Here is a 22371-nt window from a genome sequence, read left to right on the forward strand (position 1 = left end):
TGAAGCAACGCTGCGTGTCATATGCAACGCAGCATGAGAGGCCGCATCAGCGGTGTCAAGGCCTGGCCGCGGTGAACTGCTTGCGCCAACGGGTGAACAGCCTCGGCTGGTTCATCCCGAGCACGGCGACCGGCGTACCGGCCCTGCGGTAGACGGCCAGGAAACTCCGCTCGTCGGGGGCGCCTTCCTCGACCGTCACACTGTCGGCACCGGCGGCATGGCCGACGAACTGGATCTTCACGCCGTACTGGTCGGACCAGAAGTACGGCGGCCGCGGCACGCCCGGCTGCGTCGCGCCGTACGCGAGCAGCGTGGCCACCGCCGCGTCGGGCCGCTCCAGTGCGCCCGTCCAGTGCTCCACTCGCCGGTGGATTCCGGCGTGCGGGTCGTACCAGTTGGCGCAGTCGCCGACGGCGACGACTCCGGCGAGGCTGGTGCGGCCGTCGGCCCCGCACTTCACGCCGTTGTCGAGCGCGACGCCGGAGCCCTCGAGCCACTCGACGCAAGGACGCGCGCCCACACCCACGACGACGGTGTCGGCGGGGATGCTGCGGCCGTCCTCGAGCAGCACGGCGTCCACCCTCCCCCGGACTCCGTCCGGAGGGACCCCCGTCTCGCTCCGCTCGCCCCCGCTCAGCCCTTTGACCCCCACCCCGCACAGGAGCCGTACGCCGTGGTCGGTGTGGAGGGCGGAGACGATGCCGCCCATGACCTCGCCGAGCGGTCCCGCCAGCGGCGTCGGCGCGGCCTCGACGACCGTGACGTCGAGGCCGAGGGCGTAGGCGGTGGAGGCGACCTCGGCGCCGATGAATCCGCCGCCGATCACCACCAGCCGTCCGCCGCGGGCCAGGTCGTCGCGCAGGGCGCGGGCGTCGTCCAGGGTACGGAGCACGTGGACGCCGGCGAGGCCCTCGGTGCCGGGCAGCGTGCGCGCGGCCGCACCGGTCGCGATGACCACACCGTCGGCACGCATCTCCCGGCCGTCGGCGAGCCGGATCGCCCGCTCGGTGCGGTCGAGCCCGGTGGCGCGGGTGCCGAGCACCCATTCCGCCTGCAGGTCCTCGTCGTCCCTCTCCAGCGCGAGATCCGCTTCGCCGAGGGTGCCGGCGAGGAACTCCTTGGACAGCGGCGGCCTGTCGTACGGGCGGTGGGGCTCGTCGCCGATGACGACCAGCCGACCGTCGTACCCCCGTTTCCGCAGCGAGCGCGCGGCCGACAGACCGGCCAGCGAGGCGCCCACCACGGCGACGGTCCTCACGCGGGGCCTCCGGCCAGGCGGGAGGCGATGCAGGGCGGCAGGTTGGGGGCCTCGGTCGACAGCCGGACGTAGATCATGCCGTCCTCGACCAGGACCTCGTGGGTCCGCACCGGCAGCTTGGCCGGCGGGGCGTCCACCGCTCCGGTCCTCAGGTCGAACTTGGAGGCGTGCAGCGGGCATTCCACCTCGCAGCCCTCCAGCCAGCCGTCGGCGAGCGAGGCGTCCTGGTGGGTGCAGGTGTCGTCGATGGCGAAGAGCTCGCCGTCATCGGTGTGGAACACCGAGACCGGCGGGTCGATGTCGAGCCGGTGGGCCTCGCCTCGCGGCAGATCCGCGAGACGGCACGCGGGAATCATCATGACACCTCGGTGCGTATAGCGAAACGGATTGCGATTAGCGCAACGTCAGTCTGCGGGCCGCCCTGAACCGTTGTCAAGGCGTCCAAGGCCCGCATCGAGCCGGGTTCGCGGGCGGTTCTCCGCGCACGCCGAAGCGGCCCCGAAAGCGGAGGTGAGCAGGCGCGACAGGCGTGGCGCAGGGCAGCGACGGCCTCGCCGCCGGCGACGTCGTCGGACGTCACCGGGGCGAGGCCGTGGGGCGGCGGTCAGAAGCCGCGGTCGATCCACTCCTGAAGGTGCGGCGCTTCGGCGCCGATGGTGGTCGTCTCCCCGTGACCGGTGTGCACGACGGTGTCGCCGGGCAGCGCGAGGAGGCGTCGTCCGATCGAGTCGATGATGGTGGGGAAGTCGCTGTACGACCGCCCCGTCGCCCCCGGACCGCCGGCGAAGAGCGTGTCGCCGCTGAAGAGGGCGCCGAGAGCCGGGGTGTACAGGCAGACGGCGCCCGGGGCGTGGCCGGGCGTGTGGAGCACGGTCAGCTCGGCACCCGCGACCGCCAGGGTCTGCCGGTCGGTCAGTTCCGCGTCGGGTGCCCGGTCCGGATGGGTCTGTTTCCACAGCGGCAGATCGTCGGGGTGCAGGAGGACCGGCGCACCGGCGCGGTCGGCGAGGGCGGGGGCTGCGTCGATGTGGTCGTTGTGGGCGTGGGTGCACACGATCGCCGTCAGGCGCCGGTCGCCGACGGCGGCGGCGATGGCGTCGGCGTCGTGAGCGGCGTCGATGACGATCACCTCCTGGTCGTCGCCGACGATCCACACGTTGTTGTCGACGTCCCAGGTGCCGCCGTCGAGTGTGAACTGCCCGGAGGTGACGAGCCGCTCGATGCGCGCGCCCATCACAGCACCACCACCGAGCGCAGCACGTCCCCGTGGTGCATGCGCTCGAAGGCCTTCTCGACCTCGTCCAGTGCGATGGTCTCGGTGACGAAGGCGTCCAGGTCCAGGCGACCCTGCAGATACAGGTCGATGAGCATGGGGAAGTCACGGGAGGGCAGGCAGTCGCCGTACCAGGACGACTTCAGTGCACCTCCCCGGCCGAAGACGTCCAGCAGCGGCAGCTCCAGCTGCATCTCCGGGGTCGGTACGCCGACAAGGACGACCGTGCCGGCCAGATCGCGGGCGTAGAAGGCCTGCCGGTAGGTCTCCGGACGGCCCACCGCCTCGATGACGACATCGGCGCCGAACCCGCCGGTCAGGTCCCGGATCGCCGCCACCGGATCGGTCTGGCTCGAGTTGACCGTGTGGGTCGCGCCCAGCTTCTTGGCGGTGGCCAGCTTGCGGTCGTCGATGTCCACCGCGATGATCTTCGCCGCACCCGCCAGGTTCGATCCGACGACCGCCGCGTCCCCGACACCGCCGCAGCCGATCACGGCCACGCTGTCACCGCGTCCCACGTTCCCGGTGTTGATCGCCGCGCCGATGCCCGCCATCACTCCGCACCCCAGCAGTCCGGCGGCGGCGGCCGACGCCGCCGGGTCCACCTTGGTGCACTGCCCGGCCGCCACCAGCGTCTTCTCGGCAAAGGCACCGATGCCCAGCGCGGGCGACAGCTCCGTGCCGTCGGTCAGGGTCATCTTCTGCTTCGCGTTGTGCGTGTTGAAGCAGTACCACGGCCGGCCGCGCAGACAGGCGCGGCACTGGCCGCACACCGCACGCCAGTTGAGGATGACGAAGTCACCGGGCGCCACGTCCGTGACGCCCTCGCCCACCGCTTCCACCACGCCCGCGGCCTCATGCCCCAGCAGGAAGGGGAAGTCGGCACTGATGCCGCCCTCGCGGTAGTGCAGATCCGTGTGGCAGACGCCGCAGGCCTCTATCTTGACCAGCGCCTCGCCCGGACCGGGGTCGGGCACGACGATCGTTTCCAGGCTGACGGGGGCGCCCTTGCCCCGGGCGACGACAGCACGGACCTGGTGAGCCATGGCCACTCCTCGACTGACAGAAGATCGAGACGTTGCCTATTACGACACGCATCTCGTATTTCGCAACACAGCATCGTGGAGAGCGCAGCAGCGGTCAAGGATCCGTCATGCAATCCGACGGAGGCTGTGGACGTCGGTCCGGGCACGCGCGGACCGCATCGCGCCGACAGGGGTGACGCACTCGCACGCGCGGACCGCATCGCGCCGACAGGGGTGACGCACTGCGCTGCGCGGAGCGGCGGGCATACCCCTGCCTGCGGCGCCGTTCGAAGGTCACCGACCTGCTCGCGACTGGTGACAGCAAGCGGTGAGCCCGGGTCCGCACGAACTTCGGCACGACGGTCTCGCGCGACCCAGCGGGGGCGGCCGACGGCCGGCGGCGGGCGCGGGCGGGAGGCCGTCGGCGAGGGCGGTGCGCGTACGGCGAACGGCGTTGTTCGAACATGAGACGACTCGGACGAGGACGGCCGTGAGAAGCTGATGCCGGACGATCCAGCAGCGGAACCAGCCAGGTGCGACTGTGCGCCCATGCCCGCATGACGCACGTCGGCATCACGGAACTGACCACGTGTCAGCAAAGTCGGCAAAGGGGCGGCATGAGTCCGGCCAAAGGCGGTTACAGATGACTACAGTCGCACCTGGGCCAACCCTCGGGATGCTGGCCTCGACCTGGGAAAAGCGCCGGTTTGCAGCCGACCTGGCAGAGTGAGGGGCCAGCCGTGTTCTATTACCTGCTCAAATACGTCTTTCTCGGACCGCTGCTGAGACTGGTCTTCCGGCCGCGAATCGAGGGCCTCGAACACGTTCCGGCTGAGGGGCCGGCCATCATCGCCGGCAACCATCTCTCCTTCTCCGACCACTTCCTGATGCCCGCCATCCTCAAACGGCGCATCACCTTCCTCGCCAAGGCCGAGTACTTCACCGGCCCCGGCATCAAGGGCCGACTCACCGCCGCGTTCTTCCGCAGCGCCGGTCAGATCCCGGTGGACCGCTCCGGCAAGGAGGCCGGGCAGGCCGCGATCCGCGAGGGCCTCGGCGTCCTCGACAAGGGCGAGCTGCTGGGCATCTACCCGGAGGGCACCCGCTCCCACGACGGCCGCCTCTACAAGGGCAAGGTGGGCGTCGCGGTGATGGCCCTCAGGGCGAAGGTGCCTGTCGTCCCCTGCGCGATGATCGGCACCTTCGAGGCACAGCCCCCGGGCCAGGTCATCCCGAGCATCCACCCCGTGGTGATCCGCTTCGGCAAGCCCCTGGACTTCTCCCGCTACGCCGGCATGGAGAACGAGAAGGCCGTCCTGCGAGCCATCACCGACGAGATCATGTACGCCATCCTCTCCCTGTCCGAGCAGGAGTACGTCGACCAGTACGCGGCGGTCGCCAAGGCGGAGGAGGCGACGAAGAACGCTGAGAGGGCCCGCAAGCTTCCCCGGCTGCCGCTGAGTTGAGGGCGCGTCGGCGGACGACGAAGGGGCGGCCGGGATCGGCCGCCCCTTCGCGCGTGCGTGTGGCGAGGGCCGCGTACTACGGCTTCGGCGTGGCGTGCGGGGCGCACGTCACGTCGGCGCCGTCCGTCCTGCCGGTGAGCAGGTAGGTGTCGACCCGGTTGTTGATGCACGGGTTGACGAGACCGGTCACTCCGTGCGAGCCCGCGTCCTTCTCGATGATCAGGCGGGAGCCCTTGAAGCGCTTGTGGAGCTCGACCGCGCCGTCGAAGGGCGTCGCGGCGTCACGCGTGGACTGCACGATCAGGACGGTCGGCAGGCCCTTGCCGGTCCCCACGTCGACCGGGTTCTGCTGCTTGACGGGCCAGGTGGCGCACGGCAGGTTCATCCATGCGTTGGCCCAGGTCATGAACGGGTAGTCCTTGTTGAGCCGGGTGTTGTCCCGGTCCCACTTCCGCCAGCTCTTCGGCCACTTGGCGTCGGTGCACTCGACGGCCGTGTAGACGGCGTTGCCGTTCTCGGAGGCGATGTTGCCCGCCGTGTCCGACAGGTCCGGCGCCGCCGCGTCGACGAGCGCCTTGGTGTCTCCGGCGACGTACTTGCTGAAGACGGTGGCGACCGGCACCCACGAGGAGTCGTAGTACGGGGCGCTCTGGAAGAACGAGATCAGCTCGGCCGGGCCCACGACACCGCCGATCGGGCTCTCCTTCGCCGTGGCGCGCAGCTTCAGCCACTTCTCCTGCACCGCCGCGCGGGTCGTGCCCAGGTGGAAGGAGGCGTCGTTCGCGGCGACCCAGTCCTCCCAGTCCTTCCAGCGGCCCTCGAAGGCGACGTCCTGGTCGAGGTTGGCCTGGTACCAGATCTTCTCGCGCGACGGGTTGACCACGCTGTCGACGATCATGCGACGGAGGTGGCCCGGGAAGAGCGTGCCGTAGACGGCGCCCAGGTAGGTGCCGTACGACACGCCCAGGTAGTTGAGCTTCTTCTCGCCCAGCGCGGCACGGATGACGTCCAGGTCGCGCGCGGTGTTGGGCGTGGTCATCTGCTGGAGCATCGCGCGGCCGGTGCGCTCCAGGCAGCCCTCCGCGTACTCCCGCGCCAGCTTGCGCTGAGCGAGCTTGTCCGCCTCGGAGTCGGGAACCGGGTCCGCCTTGGGCGCCTTCACGAACTCCTGCGGGTCCTCGCAGGAGATGGGCGCGGAGTGGCCGACGCCGCGCGGGTCGAAGCCGACGAAGTCGTACGCCTTCGCCACGTTGGCCCAGACGGGGTTCTTGGTGGTGACCCGGCGCGGGAAGCGCAGCCCGGAACCGCCGGGTCCGCCCGGGTTGTAGACGAGGGCGCCCTGGCGCTCCTGCTTGGTGCCCGTGTTCCCGATGCGGTCGACGGCGAGCTTGATCTGCTTGCCGTCCGGGTGGGCGTAGTCGAGCGGGACGATCACCCAGCCGCACTGGATGGGCTTCTCCAGCCCCCAGTCGGCCGGGCAGTCCTGCCAGTCGATCCCGTCCTTGGCGGCCCGTGCGGCGGCGATCGCGGCGCCCCGGGCCTCCCGGTCCTGGCCGTGGCGCGAGTCGGCGGTGGCCGACGGTGCCGCCACGGCGCCGGCTATCAGCGTCGCCGTGACGAGCGCCCCCGCTGAGCCGAGCGCGGCCGCTCGCCTCGTCGGTCTGATTCCCCTCAAGTGGGACCTCCCCGTACATCGTTGCGATGGGTACGGGGGATCCTTTCGGCTGTGCGCTCCCTGAGAACAGGGGGTATTTGACTTTCTTTACCAATCCGATAACCGGTACAGCGCTGTCCGTTGAGCGGAGAGTCGGGTTTCAGCCAAGTGCGCCCAACGCCTCGTCCAGCGTCCGCCGCAGCCGCAGCGCGTCGGGGGCGACCGCGGTGACGAGCACACCCGGCCCAGCCAGCGGGGTGAGCGCGGCACACTCCCCGAGCGGCCGTGCCGTCGCCGGCGTTCGCTCGAACTCGGGCCGTACGAGGACCAGCTGCCCGAGCGCCCGATGTCCCGCCAGCACGGCGGGCCCGTCCCAGCCGCCGGGGGCGCCCGGCCCGCAGGCCACCTCCTGGTCGAGCAGCGGCCGTCCGTCGAGCCGTACGGTGAGACGGCTGGTCAGCCGCCCTGGCTCCTCACCGGCGCGCCCGAGGACCTGCTCCTCCCGGAAGACGAGACGGGCGCCCGGCGCGAGGTCGATCCGCGTGGTGACGTACAGCTCGCTTCCGTTGGCCGAAATCAACTGTTCGGGCAGCCAGCGCAGTTCACCGCCTTCCGCCACGTCGAGCCGGACGTCGTAGCGGGCCTCGCCCTTCGCCTGACCGGGCAGCGCGATGGTCGCGGCGGCCGATCCGACGTGCAGCAGGGCGCCGCCTCCCACCTCGGCCTCGACGGTGAGGTGGTCCCCGCCGAGCGGCCCGCTCATCGCGCCGACGAGCATCACGCGCGCCTCATCGCCCCGCGCCCGCGTCCGGCGCAGCGCGAGTGGCCCCTCGCCGGCCAGCACCGGCAGGGCCGTACCGCCCCGGCCGTCGTCCCGGGCCACGATCCGCGCGGTGGCCCGTACCCCCAGGTCACGCCGCCCATGCGACGAGCCGCTGCCGCACCCAGTCGGCGACGGCGCCGACACCGGCCTCACTGCGCAACGACTGGAGGACGACGGGCAGCTCGCCCCGCTGTGCCTTGGCGTCGGCGGCCATCCGGGCGAGGTCGGAACCGACGTACGGCGCCAGGTCGGTCTTGTTGACGACGAGCAGATCGGCGGTGGTGACACCGGGACCGCCCTTGCGCGGGATGTCGTCCCCGCCGGCGACGTCGATGACGAAGATCTGCGCGTCGACGAGGCCCTTGGAGAAGGTGGCGGTGAGGTTGTCGCCGCCGGACTCGACGAGGACGAGGTCGAGCGGCCCGACGGCGTCCTCCAGGTCCTCGACGGCTTCGAGGTTGGCGGAGATGTCGTCCCGGATGGCGGTGTGCGGACAGGCGCCGGTCTCGACGGCGGTGATCCGCTCGGGCGGCAGCACGGCCTCCCGCAGCAGGAACTCGGCGTCCTCCCGGGTATAGATGTCGTTGGTCACGACGGCGAGCGACAACTCGTCCCGCAGGGCCCGGCAGAGCGCGGCGACGGTGGCGGTCTTCCCCGACCCGACGGGCCCGCCGAGCCCGACACGCAGGGCACGGCGGGATCCGTCGGGGCGGTGCGCGTCGGCGCTGAGGGCGGAGGGGCCGGGGTGGGTGTGGTCAAGGTGCATGGAAGCGGCTCCACATGTCTCAATACGCGGTGCCCTTTTCAGCCGGGCGGAGCATCCATCAGCCGGCGTTCGAGGACGAGGCCGTTCAGGCCGGTGGGGGTCAAGGGGCGGAGCCCCCTGGCGGGGTCGGAGGGGCGGCGCCCCTGGGGGTGGGAACGGGCAAGGGCGGCGGGGGCGACGAACCTCCTAGGACGCGAACAGACGTACAGGCCAAGCGGCATGCGCCTCGGCACCGATCTCCAGCAGCGGCGCGGACGCGGCAGGCAACGCATCGACCCCTTCGTCGACGACGCGACGTGCGGCACCGCTCGCCTGGCCCGCCACGAGATCCAGCTCCGGCGCCAACCGAGCGAGCACCGCCGTGGCGTCGAACGGATCCAGGCTCAGCAACCGCACCACGGCCGTGGCGGGCCCGCTCACACTCTCGTACGCGGAGCAGTACGCGGCGTCCTCTGCCCCCAACCCCGCCGCACGAGCCGCGACACCCAGCACGACCGGCTGATGCGCCCCCTTGGGAAACTCCCGCGCCACCGCGTCCAGTTCCCCGGAAGGCCACGCGGCCCGAGCGGCCCGCATCAGCTGCCGCCCCAGTCTGCGCGCGGCGACACGCAGCGCGGCCGACGGCGTACGGGCGTCCGCCGCGGCGTCCAGCGCGGCCGGGTCGACACCGAGCGCGGCCGCCGCGGCCAGCGAAGCGGCCACCAGCCCGGCCGTGTGCAGCCGCCCGCGGCAGAAGTCCTCCAGGCTCGCGGCCCCGGTGATCCGTCCCGCGCGGACGGCCGCCTCGGCCCCGCCGGAGTGGGCGTGCCCTCCGGCGGGGAAGCGGCCGTCGGCCAGGACGAGAAGCGCTGCCCGGGACATCAGAAGAGGAAGTAGCGCTGGGCCATGGGCAGTTCGGCGGCGGGCGTCGCCTCGACCAGCTCGCCGTCGATGTGGACGGCGAAGCTGTCCGGGTCGACCTCGACCCGCGGCCGCGCGTCGTTCTCGCGCATGTCCGCCTTGGTGACGCCGCGCGTCGACTCGATGGCCACGAACCTCTTCCCCAGTGCCAGCCGCTCCGGCAGTCCGTCCTCGATGGCGAGCGGCGCCACGAAGTTGAACGAGTTGGACGCGGGCGCGCGCCCGATCGCCCCGTACATCGGGCGCGGCAGGATCGGCTGCGGGGTCGGGATGGACGCGTTGGCGTCGCCCATCTGGGCATACGCGATCTGCCCGCCCTTGATCACGAGCTGTGGCTTGACGCCGAAGAACGCGGGCTCCCACAGCACGAGGTCGGCGAGCTTGCCGGTCTCGACGGAACCGATCTCGCGGGCGAGGCCCTGGGCGAGAGCCGGGTTGATCGTGTACTTGGCGACATAGCGACGTACCCGGTGGTTGTCCGCGCGGCCGTCGCCCGGCAGCGCGCCCCGCCGCCGCTTCATCACATGGGCGGTCTGCCAGGTCCGCAGGACGACCTCGCCGACGCGCCCCATGGCCTGGGAGTCGGACGAGATGATCGAGATGGCGCCCAGGTCGTGGAGGATGTCCTCCGCCCCGATCGTGGACGGCCGGATCCGTGACTCCGCGAAGGCCAGGTCCTCCGGGACGGCGGGGTTCAGGTGGTGGCAGACCATCAGCATGTCGAGGTGTTCCTCGGCGGTGTTGACGGTGAACGGCCGGGTGGGGTTGGTGGAGCTGGGCAGCACGTGTGGCTCCGACACCACGGTCATGATGTCCGGAGCGTGCCCGCCGCCCGCGCCTTCGGTGTGGTAGGCGTGAATGCCGCGGCCGTTGATCGCGGCGAGGGTGTCACCGACGAACCCGGCCTCGTTGAGCGTGTCCGTGTGGATGGCGACCTGGATGCCGGTGCGGTCCGCGACGGTCAGGGCGGCGTCGATGACGGCGGGCGTGGAGCCCCAGTCCTCGTGCAGTTTCAGGCCGAGGGCGCCGCCGCGGATCTGGGAGAGCATCGCGTCGTGCGAGACGGTGTTGCCCTTGCCGAGGAGGCCGATGTTGAGCGGGTGGCCCTCCATCGCCTCCAGCATCCGGGCGAGGTGCCAGGGGCCGGGCGTCACGGTGGTCGCCTTGGAGCCCTCCGCGGGTCCCGTGCCGCCGCCGACCAGCGTGGTGATACCGGCGGCGAGGGCCTCGTCGGCGATCTGGGGGCAGATGAAGTGGACGTGCGCGTCGATGGCGCCGGCGGTGAGGATGCGGCCGTTGCCGGCGATGATCTCCGTCTCCGGGCCGAGCACCAGGTCGGGGTGGACCCCGTCCATGGTGTCCGGGTTGCCGGCCTTGCCGATGGCCGTGATGCGGCCGTCGCGGATGCCGACGTCCGCCTTGACGATGCCCCAGTGGTCGATGATGACGACGCCGGTGATGACGGTGTCGGGAGTGCCGTCCGCGCGGGTGGCGCGGGACTGGCCCATGGATTCCCGGATGACCTTGCCACCGCCGAACACGGCCTCGTCACCGGCGAGCCCTGGACCGCCGGAACGATCCTCCTCGATCTCGATCAGGAGGTCGGTGTCGGCGAGCCGGATGCGGTCCCCGGTGGTCGGGCCGAACAGGTCGGCGTACGCGGCGCGCGAGATCTCAGGCATCGAGGGCACCTCCGGTCTCCCCGCGCAGTCCGGGCACGACACGGGCTCCGGCGAGCGGGACGAGTTCGACGTCCACGGGGATGCCGGGCTCGAAGCGCACGGCGGTCCCGGCGGCGATGTTCAGCCGCTTGCCGCGCGCGGCTGCCCGGTCGAAGTCCAGACCGGGGTTTGCCTCGGCGAAGTGGTAGTGGGAGCCGACCTGGACGGGCCGGTCGGCGGCGTTGAGGACGGTGAGCCGGGTGACCTCGCGGCCCTCGTTGTAGACGATCGGTCCGTCGTCGAACAGGATCTCTCCGGGAATCATGCGGCCTCCCCCTGTCAGACGATCGGGTCGTGGACGGTGACGAGCTTGGTGCCGTCCGGGAAGGTCGCCTCGACCTGGACGTCGTGGATCATCTCGGGGACGCCCTCCATGACGTCGTCCCGGGTGAGCAGCTTGCGCCCGGAGGCCATGAGCTCGGCGACGGTACGTCCGTCCCGTGCGCCCTCGAGGATGTGCGACGTGATGAGCGCGACCGCCTCGGGGTGGTTGAGCTTCAGCCCCCGGGCCCGGCGCTTCTCGGCGACGTCGGCCGCCACATGGATCAGCAGCCTCTCTTGCTCGTGCGGGGTCAGTTGCACGTCCCACCTCACAGTCCTCGCTCCGGACCGTGCGGGGCCCGGTTGCCGCAGCCACGGGCCAAAGTCCCTGGTGGCGTGGAGGGGCAGGCTAATTGCACCGGGTTTCGAGCACGTTAACCGGGAACCTGCGGCCACTGAGCCGGGGGCGGCGACGGGCGCGAGTCCGGTGGGCCGCTCGTCGAAGCGCCGATCCGCGGCAGCGCTCGCCGAGCCCGGGTTCGACTCCGGCGACACGCCGTCCATCGCCGCTTGACCGTGCTACAGGTGCCTTCGCCCGCCGCCAGGAGGCGCCCGGCCGCCGGCCCCCGTGGGGCGTCCGGCCGCCGGCCCCCGTGGGGCGTCCGGCCGCCGGCCCCCGTCAGGAAGCGCCCGGCCGCCGGTGTTCCGCAGCGATGCCGAAGCGGTGGCGTTCGCGGGGGGCGGAGCCGGCCTCGCGGACGCTGGAGACCGAGCTGATCACCTGCTCCTCCGCGGCGTCCAGCTCGGCGAGCCGCTCGAGGTCGGCGGCGGAGACCAGGGCGACGAGAGGCTTTCCGTGCCGCGTCACGACGACGCGCTCGCCGCCGTACACCACGCGGTTGATCAGATCGGCGAGCTCAGCCCTGGCTTGCGTCACCGGAATCTCGTAGGCCATGACGTCCAGCTTAGACCGAGGGCTCCACCCGCCTCCCGGGATGGAAGCGAGGCCTTGGGCGGACTCCGTGCGACGCGCAGCCGTTTTCGCTGACAGCATGCTCCCCACCAAGGAGAACGTACGTCCTGTACATTTTTTACGGAGCCAGCCCGAGGAGGCGCATGTCATGAACCGACCGTCCGCCCGCCATGTCCTGCCCGAGTTCACCGAACGCACCGGCTACGGCCACCGGACCCTGGATCCGTACGCGAAGCTTCTCGAGGAGCGGATCGTGTTCCTCGGAACACCGGTCGACGACACGTCGGCCAACGACGTGATGGCGCAGTTCATGCACCTGGAGTACCTGGACCCCGACCGGGACATCTCGCTGTACATCAACTCCCCCGGCGGCTCCTTCAGCGCGATGGCCGCCATCTACGACACGATGCAGTACGTCGGCTGCGACGTGGAGACGATCTGCCTCGGACAGGCGGCGTCCGCCGCGGCCGTCCTGCTCGCCGGCGGCACACCCGGCAAGCGGTTCGCACTGCCCGGCGCCCGTATGGTCATCCACCAGCCGTCCCTGCCGGAGCCCGTTCAGGGGCAGGCCACTGACCTGTTCATCCAGGCCGACGAGCTGATGCGGATCCGCGGCCGCCTGGAGGAGATGCTCGTCCGGCACACCGGGCAGAGTCCGGAGCGGATCGCCGCCGACATCGAGCGGGACACCATCTTCGACGCGCCGGCGGCGGTGGAGTACGGCCTGATCGACCGCGTCATCCCGAGCCGCAGGGCCTCGCGCACCACACCCGGCGCGAGGTGAGCCGCGGATGCTGCCACCGGAACTGCCCCCGCTGCCCGCACTGACCCGGGCCGAAGCGGAGTTGATCGACCGTTATCTCGACGTGGTCGACCTGCTCGGCCGTATCAACCCGGCACACTCCGGGGACACCTACCGTGGTCTGCGCGCCGCCCAGGCCCTGGTGACCAAGGCGACGGCGCTGCGCGAGGCCCTGACGCTGATGCACCAGCGCGGCGAGAACGAGCTGCACGGGCCCACCCTCGCCCGGGCCCTCCGCGTCCTCGACGGCGAGCGCCGCGCGGCCCGCGTCACGGTGCCGCCGGACCCGGGCTGACGGAGAGTAAGCGCTCCGCGTACGGCGGGCGGTTGGCCGTGCGGGCCGAACGGGGTACCGCCGCCCGGGTAGTTCTCTGTCCTCCGGGAGGCCCGGAGCAGTCGCACAACGTGCGTGGCGCCAGGACGGAACAATCTGCTCCGGCGCAGGTCCGGGCCTCGCCCGCCCTCCCAACCCCCCTCGAACAAAAGGTTGTCCACCCGAACGGGCGAGTGGTGAGTATTGCCACAAACCCCCGATTCCGTTGTGATTTTCCGACGCCTTTAGGTGAAGATCCCTTCCTGACGACAAGCCCCCGCCACCGCGGCGGGGCGGTCCGGGCGGACGCCGAGTCCTGCCGCCGCCCGGATGACCGGTCGACAGGAGTGGATCGGCAGGAGTGGAGGACCCAGCAAGGCGGGCCACCGGAGAGATCCGGGCGGTCCTTGGGGTGAAGCCGCGTCAGCGGCCGGGCTACTTCGCCAGCCCGAATCCGACAGGTCATCCTTCACAGGCGGCTGACGAAGGGTTGCGCATGACTGCGCTCAATCGAGTCCCGTCGCTGCTGGGCCGGGCCGGAACGGCCTCCGCCCTCACCATCGCCGCCGTCGGCGGCAGCATCGCGGTGCCCGGCATCGCCTCCGACGCGTCCGCCGTGACCCCGGCGACGAAGGCACTGCAGGTCGCGGCGTCCAAGAAGGGATCCCCCTACCAGTACGGCGCCGCGGGACCGCGACGCTTCGACTGCTCCGGGCTGACGCTGTACTCGTTCAAGAAGGCGGGCAAGACCCTGCCCCGGACGGCGGCGGCGCAGTACAACAAGACGCGGCACATCTCCGCCTCCCAGCGGCAGGCCGGGGACCTGGTGTTCTTCCACTCGGGCCGGAACGTCTACCACGTCGGCATCTACGCCGGGAAGGGCAAGATCTGGCACTCCCCGAAGAGCGGGGCGGTCGTCAGGCTGGAGAAGATCTGGACGAAGAGCGTCTGGTACGGCCGCGTCCGCTGAGGCCGTACGGCGGGGTGACGGTGGTTGTCCGCCGTCACCCCCCGAGGCGGCTCAGGCCCGTCAAGCCCACCGGGTCCCTCAACCCCACCTGACGCAGAGGGCGCGCGGGGCACAGATGGCACACGGGGCGCAAGGGCGATGGAGCCCCCGCAGGCGTGGCGCGCGAACGTGTCGTGGACGCCGGCGCCCGTCACCCCCAGGAGGGACCGTCGGGAGCCTGCGTCCTCCCACGGGCGTGTGAGGACGGACGCACCGGGGCGGGCGTGAGGCGGTGGGAAGCGGATACTCGTTGACCATGGCCGATCGACCCCCCGAGCAGGCACGACGCGAGACCCCCCTGGAGCGTGCCGACCGCAACTTCGCCGAGTTGCTGCAGGAGCTGCGTGTCACCCAGACAGGGGTGCAGATCCTGTTCGCGTTCCTGCTGACGCTGGCCTTCACGCAGCGCTTCCCGACCCTGGACACGGTCCAGCGCGCCACCTATGTGACGACGCTCCTGCTCGCCATGCTGGCCGCGGCCCTCTTCACGGCGCCCGCCGCACTGCACCGGTCGCTGTTCCAGCAGAACGCCAAGCCCGCCATCGTGAAGGTCTCCTCCCGTCTGGCCACGATCGGGATGGGCGTGCTGATGCTCGCGTTCACCGGATCGGTCCTGCTCGTGGTGGACGTGTCCCTCGGCCGCGTGGCCGGGATCGCGGCAGGCGCCGGCACGCTGCTGGTGTGCGTGGCACTGTGGCGCGTCCTGCCCTGGGTGGTGCGGCGGGCGATCGTCGCAAAGCGGCGGACTTCCGGAGCGCCGGAGAAGCGAGAGCCACCCGAGGGGCACCGGTGACCGCCGGGGCCTGCGCTGCGGTACGCACCGCGGCGGCCCGGCGCGAGCACCGTTCACGCTTCTCCCGGTCCCGGTGATGCCGCGACCGGCTGCATCGGCTTCGTCCACGGCAGTTCGATCGCGACCGTCTTGCCGCCCTCGCGCGTGGGCCGCACGCTCAGCTTCCCGCCGCACTCTGCGGCCAGACACCGGATGATCACCATGCCCCGCCCGTTGTCCTGCTGCACGGCCGCCGGCAGGCGCTTGGGGAAGCGCGGGTGGCTGTCGGTGACCCCGATGCGCAGTAACTCGTCCCGGTCGAGCGCGATGTCGACCGTGAACGTGGGCGACTGCCCGAGGGTGTGCTGCACGGCGTTGGTGGCGAGTTCGGAGACGATCAGGCGGACGGTGTCGGCGACTTCCGCGTCGCCGGGCATCCCCCATTCGACGAGGACGCTCGAGACGTATTTTCGGGCGGCGGAGACCGAGGCGGGATCGCTCGGCAGAGTGACGGATGCTTCCTGATGGTCTGCCATGGCGACGTCGTCCCTTTCCTACGGGACCGGAGTCCGACACGGAGCGGTTGGTACGAGTAACGGTCCCGGACTTGGTGCTGCGCGCCAGCCTGCCACCACCTGGTCCCTGTCGGGCCCGATCCCCCGAGATATGCATATATCTGTCGCTCGAAGCGGTGAACTCTGCGACGACCGAGCGAGTTTGGGGTGCCCCCGGACTCATCCTCTACCGTCTCGCCGTGAGACCGCGCGCCGTGCGGAAGGAGTCGGCCATGCAGTACGGACCAGCGGTGCGCCGCCGCAAGCTCGGCGCCGAATTACGCGCCCTGCGCGCCCGGGCGGGGCTCACGAGCGGGGAGGCGGCCGGCCTCGTCGGCTGGCACCAGTCGAAGGTGAGCCGGATCGAGACGGGGTCCAGCGGGGTCAAGCCGGCGGACGTACGCCTGCTGCTGGACGCGTACGACGTCCAGGATCCCGAGCTGCGGGACCTGCTGCTGGTGCTGGCGGGCTCGGAGGACGGCGGCGGCCGGCAGAACTGGTGGCACGCGTACCGCGGGGTGCTGCCGCCGACCTACCGGGATTTCATCAGCCTGGAGTCCCAGGCGAGCGGCATGCGCACCCTGGAGACGTCCGTGGTGCCGGGCCTGCTGCAGACGCCCGAGTACGCCCGGGCCGTGACGCGGGCCGCCGTCGGCACCCTGGAGGACGCCAAGCTGGACGCCCTGGTGGAGGTGCGGCTGGCCCGCCAGGACGTGCTGCGCGCGGATCCGCCGCTGGAACTGAGCGCAGTCCTGGACGAGGCGGTGCTGCGGCGGGAGATCGGCGGGCCGGGGGTCATGGCGCGGCAGCTGAGGCGCCTGCTGGAGGCGGCCCGGCTGCCCCAAGTACGGCTTCAGGTCCTGCCGTTCACCGCCGGGGCTCACATCGGCATCACCGGGCCTTTCGTTATCTTCTCATTTCCGAGCAGATCCGATCTGGATGTGGTCGTTCTCGACCACTTGACGAGTAGCCTCTATCTCGAGCGGAAAGAAGACCTCCAGGCCTACAGCGAGGCCTTCACGTCCCTTCAGATCCACGCCCTTTCGCCCGAGGAATCGTTGGATTACATCGCCGCGTTGGCCGGCGACGCGTAAGGAGGCACCATGTCAGCCCCCCACATCCCTTCCAGCACCTGTCTCGACGGTGTGCGGTGGTTGCGCAGCAGCCGTAGTACGGGAATGAACAACTGCGTCGAGACCGCCCGTCCGGGCCCCGGTCCCTGGGCCGGACGGGTGGCCGTACGCGACTCCAAGAAGGTGACCGGACCGGCCCTGACGTTCAGTCCCGAAGCGTGGAAGGAGTTCCTGAAAGGGCTGAACTGACCACGTCCATCGGCGGAAATCGGCGGTGAGTGAGCCGATTTCGAGCCACATTCCGGGTCACCCCGCCAAGGGCACTTCCGCGGGACCGCCTCCGTACGACGGCGTACGGGTCAGGTCCCCGTGCCGCGCGATGCACGGCCGTCTCGCCGACTCACGGTCGCGTCTCGCCGATCGCCCGTACGGCGTGCTCGACCTGCCCGTCGGTGAGATCCGCACGGGCGGTCAGCCGCAGCCGTGAGATGCCGTCCGGCACGGACGGCGGGCGGAAGCAGCCGACGACGACCCCGGCCGCCCGGCAGTCGGCCGCCCACCGTACGGCCTGCTCCGGGGAGGGTGCCCGCACGGAGACCACGGCGGCGTCCGGACGCACCGTCTCATGGCCCTCGGCCGTGAGACGGGCGTGCAGGTCCGCCGCCACCGTGCGGGCCCGCTCGGCGCGCTCCGGCTCGCGGCGCAGCAGACGCAGCGCCGCGAGTGCCGCGCCCACCGCGGCCGGGGCGAGCCCGGTGTCGAAGATGAACGTCCGGGCCGCGTTGACCAGATGGTCGATCACATGCGCCGGTCCGAGTACGGCGCCGCCCTGGCTGCCCAGCGACTTCGACAGCGTCACCGTCGCCACCACGTCCGGCGCGCCCGCGAGCCCGGCCGCGTACGGGGCGCCCCGGCCGCCGGACCCCAGGACGCCGAGTCCGTGCGCGTCGTCGACGACCAGCCCGGCGCCGTGAGCGCGGCAGGCGGACGCCAGTTCGGCCAGCGGAGCCGCGTCGCCGTCCACCGAGAAGACCGTGTCGGACACCGCGACCGCGGGCCCTTCATGGGTGCCGAGCGCCTTGCGCACGGCCTCGTGGTCGGCGTGCGCGACGACCTGGGTGGTGCCGCGCGCCAGCCGGCAGCCGTCGATGAGCGAGGCGTGGTTGCCCGCGTCCGAGACGAGCAGGGAGCCGTGCGGGGCGAGCGCGGTGACGGCCGCGAGGTTGGCCGCGTACCCGGAGGAGAAGACGAGGGCCGCCTCGAAGCCGCAGAAAGCGGCCAGTTCGCGTTCCAGCTCGCCGTGCAGCTCGGTGGTGCCGGTGACGAGCCGCGAGCCGGTCGAACCGCCGCCCCACCGCCGGGCCGCCTCCGTGGCGCCCTTGATGACCTCCGGGTGACGGGCGAGGCCCAGGTAGTCGTTGCTCGCGAGGTCCAGGAGCGGGGAGTCGGCGGCGCGGGGGCGCAGGGTGCGGACCAGTCCGGCCCGGCGGCGTGCCTGTGCCTGCTCGTCGATCCAGCCGAACGCCATGGCTCCTCCGCGGTTTTGTAGGCAGTGCACAGACCCTAACGGGACGACCGGCCGCCCAGGATGTGGCAATACCCACACGTCGAACCGTCTCTGTTGTGCAAACTCTCCTTGGCCCGGGGCGGTCCCGTAGGACAGGATCGGCTCTCATGGACCTGCTGAACACGCTGGTGGACAAGGGGTTGCGGCGCGAGACGCCGACCCGCGAGGAGGCTCTCGCCGTTCTCGCCACTTCCGACGACGACGTGCTCGATGTGGTGGCCGCGGCCGGCAAGGTGCGCCGCCACTGGTTCGGCCGACGGGTGAAACTCAACTATCTCGTCAACCTCAAGTCCGGCCTGTGCCCCGAGGACTGCTCCTACTGCTCCCAGCGGCTCGGCTCGAAGGCGGACATCCTCAAGTACACCTGGCTGAAGCCGGACGAGGCCTCCCAGGCCGCCGCGGCCGGTGTCGCGGGCGGCGCCAAGCGGGTGTGCCTCGTCGCCAGCGGTCGCGGGCCCACCGACCGGGACGTGGAGCGGGTCTCCGACACCATCAAGACGATCAAGGAGCAGAACGAGGGCGTCGAGGTGTGCGCCTGCCTCGGACTGCTGTCCGACGGTCAGGCCGAACGGCTGCGCGCTGCGGGCGCCGACGCCTACAACCACAACCTGAACACCTCGGAGGGGACGTACGGGGACATCACGACCACGCACACCTACGCCGACCGGGTGGACACGGTGCAGAAGGCGCACGCCGCCGGCCTGTCGGCCTGCTCCGGTCTCATCGCGGGCATGGGCGAGAGCGACGAGGACCTGGTCGACGTGGTCTTCGCGCTGCGTGCGCTGGATCCGGACTCCGTTCCGGTGAACTTCCTGATCCCGTTCGAGGGCACTCCGCTCGCTAAGGAGTGGAACCTGACGCCGCAGCGGTGTCTGCGGATCCTGGCGATGGTGCGGTTCGTGTGCCCGGACGTCGAGGTGCGCATCGCGGGCGGCCGCGAGGTCCACCTCCGCACGCTGCAGCCGCTCGCCCTGCATCTGGCCAACTCCATCTTCCTGGGCGACTACCTCACCAGCGAGGGCCAGGCGGGCAAGGCGGACCTGGAGATGATCGCGGACGCCGGGTTCGAGGTGGAGGGCACGGACCAGGTGACCCTGCCCGGGCACCGCGCCGCGACGGGCGGGTGCGGCTCGCAGGAGAGCGCCGGGTGCGGCTCCCACGACGGCGCCGGGTGCGGCTCCCACGAGAGCGCGGGATGCGGCTCCCACGAGGGTGGCGGTGTGTGCGGTTCCGCCGCGGTGCCGTCCGCCGACGAGCCCCGCACGGACCTGGTCGCCGTTCGCCGTCGCGGTGCCGGAACGGATCTCGCGCCCAATGCCTGACCTGCCCGTGGACGTGCTGCTGGCGCTGGACCGGCAGCACGTCTGGCATCCGTACGGTCCCATGCCGGGACGGCAGGAGCCGCTCGTCGTGGAGTCGGCGAGCGGGGTGCGGCTGCGGCTCGCCGACGGCTCGGGAGAGCTGGTCGACGGGATGTCGTCCTGGTGGTCGGCGATCCACGGCTACAACCACCCGGTGCTCAACGAGGCCGCGCGCGAGCAGCTGACGCGGATGAGCCATGTGATGTTCGGCGGGCTCACCCACGAGCCCGCCGTCCGGCTGTCGAAGCTCCTGGTCGACATCGCGCCCGAGGGTCTGGAGCATGTGTTCCTCGCGGACTCCGGGTCGGTGTCGGTCGAGGTCGCGGTCAAGATGTGCCTGCAGTACTGGCGCTCGCTCGGCCGCCCGGACAAGCGGCGCCTGATGACCTGGCGCGGCGGCTACCACGGCGACACCTGGCAGCCGATGTCCGTGTGCGACCCCGAGGGCGGGATGCACGAGCTGTGGCAGGGCGTGCTGCCCCGGCAGGTGTTCGCCGACGCGCCGCCGGCGGAGTACGAGGAGGCGTACGCGGAGCATCTGCGCGCCCTGGTGGAACGGCACGCGGACGAGCTGGCCGCGGTGATCGTGGAGCCGGTGGTGCAGGGAGCGGGCGGGATGCGGTTCCACTCCCCCGCCTATCTGCGGGTGCTGCGGCAGGTGTGCGACGCGCACGACGTGCTGCTGGTGTTCGACGAGATCGCCACCGGGTTCGGGCGTACGGGCGCGCTGTTCGCGGCGGAGCACGCGGCGGTGACGCCGGACGTGATGTGCGTGGGCAAGGCGCTGACCGGTGGTTACCTGACGATGGCGGCGACGCTGTGCACGGCTCGGGTGGCCGACGGGATCTCGCGGGGCGAGGTGCCGGTGCTCGCGCACGGGCCCACGTTCATGGGCAATCCGCTGGCGGCCGCCGTGGCGTGCGCGTCGGTGGACCTGCTGCTCGGCCAGGACTGGCGGTCGGAGGTCAAGCGGATCGAGACGGGCCTCAGGGAGGGACTTGCCGGGGCGGCGGACCTGCCGGGGGTGCGGGATGTGCGGGTGCTCGGCGCCATCGGGGTCGTGCAGCTCGACCACGAGGTGGACATGGCGGCGGCGACCCGGGCCGCGGTGCGCGAGGGCGTGTGGCTGCGGCCGTTCCGGGACCTCGTCTACACGATGCCGCCGTATGTGACCGGGGACGCGGACGTGGCACGGATCGCGCGCGCGGTGTGCGCGGCGGCACGGGAAGGGTGACATGACGGTACTGGTGATCACGGGGACCGGCACGGAGATCGGCAAGACGGTCACGACGGCCGCCGTCGCCGCGGTGGCCGTCGCCGCCGGGCGGTCCGTGGCGGTGCTCAAGCCCGCGCAGACGGGGGTACGGCCGGACGAGCGCGGGGACGCCGACGAGGTGGCCCGGCTCGCAGGGGCCGTGACGACGCGTGAACTCGCCCGCTATCCCGAGCCGTTGGCGCCCGCGACGGCCGCCCGGCGGGCCGGGATGGCGCCCGTGCGGCCGCACGAGGTGGCGGAGGCCGCCGCCAAACTGGCCGCCGAGCACGACCTGGTCCTTATCGAGGGGGCCGGCGGGCTGCTCGTACGGTTCGACGACGAGGGCGGCACCCTGGCGGACGCGGCAGGAATGCTGGCGGCGCCGGTGCTGGTGGTGGCGTCGGCGGGCCTCGGCACGCTGAACGCGACTGAGCTGACGGTACGTGAACTGCGGCGCCGGCAGCTGGAGCCGGCGGGCGTGGTCGTCGGCAGCTGGCCGAAGTCCCCGGACCTCGCCTCCCGCTGCAACCTGGCGGACCTTCCGGTGGTGACCGGAGCCCCGCTGCTCGGCGCGCTGCCCGCGGGGGCCGGGTCCCGCGCACCCGCCGCCTTCCGGGCCGATGCCGCCGGCTGGCTGGCGCCAGGACTGGGCGGGACGTGGGACGCCGGGGACTTCGCGTCGAGGTTCGAGCCGTAGAGGCCGGCGGGCCGGCTGGGGTCCGCGTGGCGAGGAGGCACTCGCGTCGGCGTCGGTGCGTGACCGGCCGGCATGAACGCGGCTCCGTGCGGCGCGGATGCGCGGGACGTGCGCGGGGCAGAATGCGGTTGACGCCCGTCCTGTCCGGGAGGTGCTCCATGCCGCTGCGGTCCGTCCGCTCCCGCGCGGTGCCGCGGGACTCCGTGCACCATCCGATCTTCGCCCGCTCCTACGCCCGGCTCAGCGTCGCCGCCGAGACGCGCCTCGGTATGGGGGCCGTACGGGACCGGTTGCTCGCCGGGCTCTCCGGCCGGGTCATCGAGATCGGCGCCGGCAACGGCCTGAACTTCGCCCACTACCCGGGCACCGTCTCCGAGGTCGTCGCGATCGAACCCGAGCGGCTGCTGCGGCACAAGGCGGTCGAGGCGGCCCTGCGAGCCGACGTCCCGGTGGACGTGGTGCCGGGCGCGGCGGAGGCGCTGCCGGTCAAGAGCGAGGCCTTCGACGCGGCGGTCCTGTCGTTGGTGCTGTGCAGCGTGCGGGACGTGTCACGGGCCCTCGGCGAGGTGCGCAGGGTGCTGCGGCCCGGCGGCACCCTGCGGTTCTACGAGCACGGCGCGGGCGGCGGACCCGTGATGCGGTACGCGCAGCGTGCCCTGGACCGCACGGTGTGGCCACCGCTCAGCGGCGGCTGCCACCTCTCCCGGGACCCGGTGGCGGCCCTGCGCGCCGCCGGTTTCGAACTGGGCCCGTACCGGCGGCTGCTGATGCCGGAGAAGGGGCCGCCGCTGCCCACCTCCTACTGCGTGCTGGGCACCGCCTGGCGGCCCGGCCTCCCGGAGTAGCCC

At 71.8% G+C, this 22371-nt stretch carries 25 protein-coding genes and 1 riboswitch; of the genes, 11 read left to right on the top strand and 14 right to left on the bottom strand.

Annotated features, from left to right (window positions below):
* Window positions 1-55: 55 nt before the first annotated feature.
* The 4 genes from N8I84_RS06820 to N8I84_RS06835 form a co-directional block, all read right to left on the bottom strand.
* Entirely contained in the window at window positions 56-1258 is a 1203-nt protein-coding gene (locus N8I84_RS06820; RefSeq protein ID WP_263228710.1) for an NAD(P)/FAD-dependent oxidoreductase, read from the bottom strand.
* The gene (locus N8I84_RS06825; protein WP_263228711.1) at window positions 1255-1617 is read right to left on the bottom strand and encodes a bifunctional 3-phenylpropionate/cinnamic acid dioxygenase ferredoxin subunit; all 363 of its coding nucleotides are present in this window, start codon (window positions 1615-1617) and stop codon (window positions 1255-1257) included. The genes N8I84_RS06820 and N8I84_RS06825 overlap by 4 nt, the downstream gene beginning before the upstream one ends.
* Window positions 1618-1862: 245 nt before the next feature.
* Window positions 1863-2492, bottom strand: a complete 630-nt coding sequence (locus N8I84_RS06830; protein WP_263228712.1) for an MBL fold metallo-hydrolase — start codon at window positions 2490-2492, stop codon at window positions 1863-1865.
* Window positions 2492-3577, bottom strand: coding sequence for an S-(hydroxymethyl)mycothiol dehydrogenase (locus N8I84_RS06835; RefSeq protein WP_263228713.1), 1086 nt, complete (start codon window positions 3575-3577; stop codon window positions 2492-2494). Before N8I84_RS06835 ends, N8I84_RS06830 begins: the two co-directional genes overlap by 1 nt.
* Window positions 3578-4296: 719 nt before the next feature.
* On the opposite strand from N8I84_RS06835, the gene N8I84_RS06840 reads away from it, so the two are divergent.
* Window positions 4297-5022, top strand: a complete 726-nt coding sequence (locus tag N8I84_RS06840) for a lysophospholipid acyltransferase family protein (protein WP_263228714.1) — start codon at window positions 4297-4299, stop codon at window positions 5020-5022.
* Between the two features lie 76 nt (window positions 5023-5098).
* Here N8I84_RS06840 and N8I84_RS06845 read toward each other — a convergent pair whose 3' ends face one another.
* From N8I84_RS06845 to N8I84_RS06880, 8 genes are all read right to left on the bottom strand, one after another.
* Window positions 5099-6697 (bottom strand): alpha/beta hydrolase, encoded by a 1599-nt coding sequence (locus tag N8I84_RS06845; protein ID WP_263228715.1) that lies wholly within the window; start codon window positions 6695-6697, stop codon window positions 5099-5101.
* 139 nt (window positions 6698-6836) lie between these two features.
* Complete coding sequence (locus tag N8I84_RS06850) at window positions 6837-7643, bottom strand: urease accessory protein UreD (protein WP_390898862.1); 807 nt, start codon at window positions 7641-7643, stop codon at window positions 6837-6839.
* Complete coding sequence (gene ureG / locus N8I84_RS06855; RefSeq protein WP_263228716.1) at window positions 7588-8265, bottom strand: urease accessory protein UreG; 678 nt, start codon at window positions 8263-8265, stop codon at window positions 7588-7590. The genes N8I84_RS06850 and ureG overlap by 56 nt, the downstream gene beginning before the upstream one ends.
* Before the next feature lie 186 nt (window positions 8266-8451).
* Window positions 8452-9126: an urease accessory protein UreF gene (locus N8I84_RS06860; RefSeq protein ID WP_263228717.1), complete on the bottom strand. Its 675-nt coding sequence runs from the start codon at window positions 9124-9126 to the stop codon at window positions 8452-8454.
* Window positions 9126-10847, bottom strand: coding sequence for an urease subunit alpha (locus tag N8I84_RS06865; RefSeq protein ID WP_263228718.1), 1722 nt, complete (start codon window positions 10845-10847; stop codon window positions 9126-9128). The genes N8I84_RS06860 and N8I84_RS06865 overlap by 1 nt, the downstream gene beginning before the upstream one ends.
* Window positions 10840-11151, bottom strand: coding sequence for an urease subunit beta (locus N8I84_RS06870; RefSeq protein ID WP_200422093.1), 312 nt, complete (start codon window positions 11149-11151; stop codon window positions 10840-10842). The genes N8I84_RS06865 and N8I84_RS06870 overlap by 8 nt, the downstream gene beginning before the upstream one ends.
* Before the next feature lie 14 nt (window positions 11152-11165).
* Entirely contained in the window at window positions 11166-11468 is a 303-nt protein-coding gene (locus N8I84_RS06875; protein WP_103838990.1) for an urease subunit gamma, read from the bottom strand.
* Window positions 11469-11826: 358 nt separating this feature from the next.
* Window positions 11827-12102, bottom strand: coding sequence for a type II toxin-antitoxin system Phd/YefM family antitoxin (locus N8I84_RS06880; protein WP_263228719.1), 276 nt, complete (start codon window positions 12100-12102; stop codon window positions 11827-11829).
* Between the two features lie 166 nt (window positions 12103-12268).
* Here N8I84_RS06880 and N8I84_RS06885 point away from each other — a divergent pair, with 166 nt between their 5' ends.
* The 4 genes from N8I84_RS06885 to N8I84_RS06900 all read left to right on the top strand — a co-directional run bounded on the left by N8I84_RS06885 (window position 12269) and on the right by N8I84_RS06900 (window position 15037).
* Window positions 12269-12904, top strand: a complete 636-nt coding sequence (locus N8I84_RS06885) for an ATP-dependent Clp protease proteolytic subunit (protein ID WP_200422096.1) — start codon at window positions 12269-12271, stop codon at window positions 12902-12904.
* Window positions 12905-12911: 7 nt separating this feature from the next.
* Window positions 12912-13217 carry a hypothetical protein gene (locus N8I84_RS06890; protein ID WP_263228720.1) on the top strand — a complete coding sequence of 102 codons (306 nt, stop codon included), beginning with the start codon at window positions 12912-12914 and terminating at the stop codon, window positions 13215-13217.
* Window positions 13218-13545: 328 nt separating this feature from the next.
* Window positions 13546-13728: riboswitch (cyclic di-AMP (ydaO/yuaA leader) on the top strand.
* A gap of 3 nt (window positions 13729-13731) precedes the next feature.
* Window positions 13732-14205 carry a C40 family peptidase gene (locus N8I84_RS06895; RefSeq protein ID WP_263228721.1) on the top strand — a complete coding sequence of 158 codons (474 nt, stop codon included), beginning with the start codon at window positions 13732-13734 and terminating at the stop codon, window positions 14203-14205.
* A 295-nt stretch (window positions 14206-14500) separates the two neighbouring features.
* Window positions 14501-15037, top strand: coding sequence for a DUF6328 family protein (locus tag N8I84_RS06900; RefSeq protein WP_263228722.1), 537 nt, complete (start codon window positions 14501-14503; stop codon window positions 15035-15037).
* A gap of 53 nt (window positions 15038-15090) precedes the next feature.
* On the opposite strand, the gene N8I84_RS06905 is transcribed toward N8I84_RS06900, so the two are convergent.
* Window positions 15091-15552: an ATP-binding protein gene (locus N8I84_RS06905; RefSeq protein ID WP_200422100.1), complete on the bottom strand. Its 462-nt coding sequence runs from the start codon at window positions 15550-15552 to the stop codon at window positions 15091-15093.
* A gap of 251 nt (window positions 15553-15803) precedes the next feature.
* On the opposite strand from N8I84_RS06905, the gene N8I84_RS06910 reads away from it, so the two are divergent.
* Together N8I84_RS06910 and N8I84_RS06915 are read left to right on the top strand one after the other, a co-directional pair.
* Complete coding sequence (locus N8I84_RS06910) at window positions 15804-16664, top strand: helix-turn-helix domain-containing protein (RefSeq protein ID WP_200422101.1); 861 nt, start codon at window positions 15804-15806, stop codon at window positions 16662-16664.
* Between the two features lie 9 nt (window positions 16665-16673).
* The gene (locus tag N8I84_RS06915; protein WP_200422102.1) at window positions 16674-16892 is read left to right on the top strand and encodes a DUF397 domain-containing protein; all 219 of its coding nucleotides are present in this window, start codon (window positions 16674-16676) and stop codon (window positions 16890-16892) included.
* Between the two features lie 151 nt (window positions 16893-17043).
* Here the strand turns inward: N8I84_RS06915 and N8I84_RS06920 are convergent, their stop codons facing one another.
* Complete coding sequence (locus tag N8I84_RS06920; protein ID WP_263228723.1) at window positions 17044-18171, bottom strand: 8-amino-7-oxononanoate synthase; 1128 nt, start codon at window positions 18169-18171, stop codon at window positions 17044-17046.
* 146 nt (window positions 18172-18317) lie between these two features.
* Between N8I84_RS06920 and bioB the strand changes: the two genes are divergently transcribed.
* The 4 genes from bioB (at window position 18318) to N8I84_RS06940 (ending at window position 22368) form a co-directional block, all read left to right on the top strand.
* Window positions 18318-19532, top strand: coding sequence for a biotin synthase BioB (gene bioB, locus N8I84_RS06925; protein ID WP_263228724.1), 1215 nt, complete (start codon window positions 18318-18320; stop codon window positions 19530-19532).
* Window positions 19525-20805 carry an adenosylmethionine--8-amino-7-oxononanoate transaminase gene (locus tag N8I84_RS06930; RefSeq protein ID WP_263228725.1) on the top strand — a complete coding sequence of 427 codons (1281 nt, stop codon included), beginning with the start codon at window positions 19525-19527 and terminating at the stop codon, window positions 20803-20805. The genes bioB and N8I84_RS06930 overlap by 8 nt, the downstream gene beginning before the upstream one ends.
* Before the next feature lies 1 nt (window position 20806).
* A complete protein-coding gene (bioD, locus tag N8I84_RS06935; protein WP_263228726.1) occupies window positions 20807-21523 on the top strand; it encodes a dethiobiotin synthase in 717 nt (238 codons plus the stop codon).
* A gap of 158 nt (window positions 21524-21681) precedes the next feature.
* Complete coding sequence (locus N8I84_RS06940) at window positions 21682-22368, top strand: class I SAM-dependent methyltransferase (protein ID WP_263228727.1); 687 nt, start codon at window positions 21682-21684, stop codon at window positions 22366-22368.
* Window positions 22369-22371 lie beyond the last annotated feature (3 nt).

The organism is Streptomyces cynarae (assembly GCF_025642135.1).
GTDB lineage: Bacteria > Actinomycetota > Actinomycetes > Streptomycetales > Streptomycetaceae > Streptomyces > Streptomyces cynarae.

Coding starts and splice junctions, on each gene's coding strand:
- N8I84_RS06915 (WP_200422102.1), top strand. CDS start 16,674: ATGTCAGCCCCCCACATCCCTTCCAGCACCTGTCTCGACGGTGTGCGG.
- N8I84_RS06880 (WP_263228719.1), bottom strand. CDS start 12,102: ATGGCCTACGAGATTCCGGTGACGCAAGCCAGGGCTGAGCTCGCCGAT.
- N8I84_RS06865 (WP_263228718.1), bottom strand. CDS start 10,847: ATGCCTGAGATCTCGCGCGCCGCGTACGCCGACCTGTTCGGCCCGACC.
- N8I84_RS06920 (WP_263228723.1), bottom strand. CDS start 18,171: ATGGCGTTCGGCTGGATCGACGAGCAGGCACAGGCACGCCGCCGGGCC.
- N8I84_RS06835 (WP_263228713.1), bottom strand. CDS start 3,577: ATGGCTCACCAGGTCCGTGCTGTCGTCGCCCGGGGCAAGGGCGCCCCC.
- bioD (WP_263228726.1), top strand. CDS start 20,807: ATGACGGTACTGGTGATCACGGGGACCGGCACGGAGATCGGCAAGACG.
- ureG (WP_263228716.1), bottom strand. CDS start 8,265: ATGCACCTTGACCACACCCACCCCGGCCCCTCCGCCCTCAGCGCCGAC.
- N8I84_RS06890 (WP_263228720.1), top strand. CDS start 12,912: ATGCTGCCACCGGAACTGCCCCCGCTGCCCGCACTGACCCGGGCCGAA.
- N8I84_RS06900 (WP_263228722.1), top strand. CDS start 14,501: ATGGCCGATCGACCCCCCGAGCAGGCACGACGCGAGACCCCCCTGGAG.
- bioB (WP_263228724.1), top strand. CDS start 18,318: ATGGACCTGCTGAACACGCTGGTGGACAAGGGGTTGCGGCGCGAGACG.
- N8I84_RS06830 (WP_263228712.1), bottom strand. CDS start 2,492: ATGGGCGCGCGCATCGAGCGGCTCGTCACCTCCGGGCAGTTCACACTC.
- N8I84_RS06910 (WP_200422101.1), top strand. CDS start 15,804: ATGCAGTACGGACCAGCGGTGCGCCGCCGCAAGCTCGGCGCCGAATTA.
- N8I84_RS06870 (WP_200422093.1), bottom strand. CDS start 11,151: ATGATTCCCGGAGAGATCCTGTTCGACGACGGACCGATCGTCTACAAC.
- N8I84_RS06905 (WP_200422100.1), bottom strand. CDS start 15,552: ATGGCAGACCATCAGGAAGCATCCGTCACTCTGCCGAGCGATCCCGCC.
- N8I84_RS06895 (WP_263228721.1), top strand. CDS start 13,732: ATGACTGCGCTCAATCGAGTCCCGTCGCTGCTGGGCCGGGCCGGAACG.
- N8I84_RS06930 (WP_263228725.1), top strand. CDS start 19,525: ATGCCTGACCTGCCCGTGGACGTGCTGCTGGCGCTGGACCGGCAGCAC.
- N8I84_RS06885 (WP_200422096.1), top strand. CDS start 12,269: ATGAACCGACCGTCCGCCCGCCATGTCCTGCCCGAGTTCACCGAACGC.
- N8I84_RS06825 (WP_263228711.1), bottom strand. CDS start 1,617: ATGATGATTCCCGCGTGCCGTCTCGCGGATCTGCCGCGAGGCGAGGCC.
- N8I84_RS06940 (WP_263228727.1), top strand. CDS start 21,682: ATGCCGCTGCGGTCCGTCCGCTCCCGCGCGGTGCCGCGGGACTCCGTG.
- N8I84_RS06860 (WP_263228717.1), bottom strand. CDS start 9,126: ATGTCCCGGGCAGCGCTTCTCGTCCTGGCCGACGGCCGCTTCCCCGCC.